3 protein-coding genes and 1 pseudogene are annotated in these 3,146 nt (G+C 64.7%); 3 read left to right on the top strand and 1 reads right to left on the bottom strand.

Going from position 1 to position 3,146, the window contains the following annotated elements; all coding sequences use genetic code 11:
• The 3 genes and pseudogenes from SE91_RS37250 to SE91_RS23920 all read left to right on the top strand — a co-directional run.
• A pseudogene (locus tag SE91_RS37250) lies at positions 1 to 297 on the top strand (hypothetical protein); the annotation flags it as partial.
• A 237-nt stretch (positions 298 to 534) separates the two neighbouring features.
• Entirely contained in the window at positions 535 to 1,653 is a 1,119-nt protein-coding gene (locus SE91_RS23925; protein WP_061849356.1) for a DUF2336 domain-containing protein, read from the top strand.
• A gap of 54 nt (positions 1,654 to 1,707) precedes the next feature.
• Positions 1,708 to 1,947 (top strand): hypothetical protein, encoded by a 240-nt coding sequence (locus SE91_RS23920; RefSeq protein ID WP_008556731.1) that lies wholly within the window; start codon positions 1,708 to 1,710, stop codon positions 1,945 to 1,947.
• Between the two features lie 25 nt (positions 1,948 to 1,972).
• On the opposite strand, the gene SE91_RS23915 is transcribed toward SE91_RS23920, so the two are convergent.
• Positions 1,973 to 3,146: ATP-binding protein (locus tag SE91_RS23915; protein WP_061849355.1), on the bottom strand; the 1,174-nt coding region annotated here is incomplete at its 5' end.

Genomic DNA, 3,146 nt, shown 5'->3' with positions numbered 1-3,146 from the left:
ACCGCCGCGCTGCCGACGCTGGTGTCTCCCGATGGCGCGCCCGAGCAGGCGCCGGCCGTTGTGCCGTTGCCCGGGCAGGATCCGCGCCGCATGCCGTCCAAGCAGAAGGCGGCGCCGACGCCGAAAGCGCCGCAGGCGGCCCCCGCCGCGCCAAGCCCCGCATTGACAAGCCCGCCATTGGCGAGCCAGCAGCTTGCACCGCTGCCGCCGCCGATCGACGTGAAGCCGGCCCCGGGCCCGCCGCCCGCAAAGCCGAGGCCAAAGCCGCCATTGGTGCTGACGCCGCAGAATCCGTGAGGACGAGGTCGTCATGCCCGGACAAGCCCGGCCATGACGCCGGAGAGACAAGGGCTTGGCGTTGATTCGCCTCGCCAGTAAACCCATTCCCTCGCATTTGAATGAATTCTGGTCGGCAAAACTGATCTGCCAACTTTACTGGATTATCGCGTTTGTTCCCTAGTCTCGGTTCCTGAGGAATCCGGTGTCCCGCCACGAGCGGCGGGACAGCTCGCCACAAGAACTGGGGTTATCGAGATGGACGGGGCGAAGACGCTTCTACAGGATCTGGACGACGCGATCGCGCGCGGCACCGACGAGAGCCGGGCGCGTGCCTTGTGGCATGCGACCGACATCCTGATCACCGGCCGCTACAGCGACGACGAGATCAGCATGTTCGGCGACGTCATCGGCCGGCTCGCCGATGAGATCGAGGTCGCCGCGCGTGCGCAGCTGTCCGAAGTCATGTCGGCCTGCGATCACGCCCCGCTCAACGTCATCGAAAAGCTCGCCCTCGACGACGAGATCGCGGTTGCCGGTCCCGTGCTGCGCGATTCCAACCGTATCGACGAGAAGATGCTGGTCGAGAGCGCCATGACCAAGGGCCAGGCCCATCTGCTCGCGATCTCGCAGCGCCAGTCGATCGGCGAGGCCGTGACCGACGTGCTGGTCAAGCGCGGCAACCAGGAGGTCGTGACCTCGGTCGCGAAGAACGAGGGCGCGCGCTTCTCCGGCTCGGGCCTGCTGCACATGGTCCGCCGTGCCGAGGGCGATTCGATCCTTGCCGAGCAGCTTGGCCTGCGCAAGGACGTGCCGCGCCACGTCTTCCAGCAGCTGATCGCGAAGGCGTCGGAAGACGTCCGCCGCCGGCTCGAGACCGAGCGGCCCGAGATGATGGCGCATATCCAGAGCTCGGTGACCGAGGTCACCGGCGACCTCCAGTCCAAGTTCGGCCCGTCCTCGCGCAGCTATTTCGTCGCCAAGCGCGTGGTGACGACGCAGTACCGTCAGGGCAATCTCAACCAGGATTCGATCTCGAACTATGCGCGCCAGCACCGCTTCGACGAGGTGCAGATCGGCCTGTCGCTGCTGTCGGCGCTGCCGGTCGACGTCATCGAGCGCGCGCTGATGGACCGCAACCGCGAGATGATCCTGGTGCTGTGCAAGGCCCTCGACTTCTCCTGGGACACGACGATGTCGCTGCTGTTCCTCGGCGCCAAGGATCATTTGATCACGGCGCGGGAGCTGCAGGACAACGAGCGCGAATATGGCCGGCTCAAGATCGAGACCTCGCGCAGCATTCTGAAGTTCTATCAGTCGCGCAAGACCGGCGCGGGTGCCGATGCGGGCCGTCAGCCCGAGCTCCAGGTTCACTGACAAGTCCACTGACGGTCCACTGACAAGTCCACTGAGGAGAGGGGAGTGTCTGCAATGTTGCCTCAATTCGGCACCGCGGTTCGCAAGAAGGTCAACAAGACTTCGGCCATCGATCTCGGCGGCGGTGCGCCGGACAAGGCGTCGGTCGACGCCGCCTGGCTCGTGCTGGAAGCCGCCAACGACCTAGGCGATCACGCCGCGATCGAAGCCTGTCGCCGTGTCATCGATGCCGAGCTGAACGGCACCGTGGCGCGTAGCGCGGATGTCGACCTGGTGCTGGGATATTTTCGCTGACGATCGGACGGCAAAGAGGCTGAACTCACGAGCTCAGCGAAGAACTCAGGCGCTTTGACCCCGTGTCGGATTGGCGATCCGACTTTGCCGCGCTGAGGGCCGCGGCCAGCTCGTCGAGGTGGTACGGTTTCGCCAAAATCTGGATACCCTCTGCTTCTGCCTCGTGGATCGCCGCTTCGGCATATCCGCTGGTCAGCAGGACCGGGACGTCGCTGCGCCGCCTTCTGATCTCCCGTGCGAGTTCGACACCGTTCATGCCGCCCGGCATCATGATGTCCGAAAAGACCAGATCGACGGCGCGTCCGTCTGCCAAAGCGCCTAGCGCGGCTGCAGCGCTGGCGGCCCGCGTGACCTGGTAACCAAGCTGATCAAGCATCTCACCGACCAAGGCGGCGACCTCCTCGTCGTCTTCGACCAGCAGGATTTGACCCTGGCCGTCCTGTTTTGGACGTGTCGTCCTGTTGAGCTCGATCAGGTGGCGCTGCTTGGACGCGAGATTCCGTGAACGCGGCAGGTACAGCTCGATGCTGGTCCCCTGGCCAAGTTGTGATTTGATGCGAACCGTTCCGCGCGACTGGGTCGCGAATCCATGAACCTGCGCCAGCCCGAGGCCGGATCCTTTGCCGACGTCCTTTGTCGTGAAGAACGGTTCGAAAACCCGCGACAGGATTTCGGCACTCATGCCGACGCCGGTATCGATGACGGACAGCCGCACGTAGTCGCCCGCTATGTCCTCTTCATGCAGGTTGGGCAGGTTCTCGCCGCGGACGGTAATGGTCCCGCCGTTGGGCATTGCATCGCGGGCATTGACCGCCAGATTGAGAATGACGAGCTCGAGCTCGCCGGGATCGACCTCGACCGCCCAGAGCTGTTCCGGGAAGTCAAACTCGACATGAACGTCGCCCCGCAGGCTTCGATCGAGCAATTCGCGCATGCCGCCGATCTGCGTGGCGACGTCCACGGGCTCGGGACGAAGCGTCTGCCGGCGCGAGAATGCCAGAAGCTGCTTGGTCAAGCTGGCGCCCCGCTGCGCGGCTTGGATCATCCCATCCATCAGGCGGCGACGGCGGTTCGGGTCCGTCTGGCGGTCGAGCATGTCGAGGCCGCCGGAGATCACCATCAAGAGATTGTTGAAGTCATGCGCCACGCCCCCGGTGAGCTGGCCGATAGCCTCGATTTTCTGGGCCTGGCGAAGCGTC

This window comes from Bradyrhizobium sp. DOA1 (genome assembly GCF_001593325.1).
Taxonomy (GTDB): Bacteria; Pseudomonadota; Alphaproteobacteria; order Rhizobiales; family Xanthobacteraceae; genus Bradyrhizobium.
The sequence above is the reverse complement of the archived record's forward strand: the minus strand, read 5'-3'. Positions and strand labels throughout refer to the sequence as shown.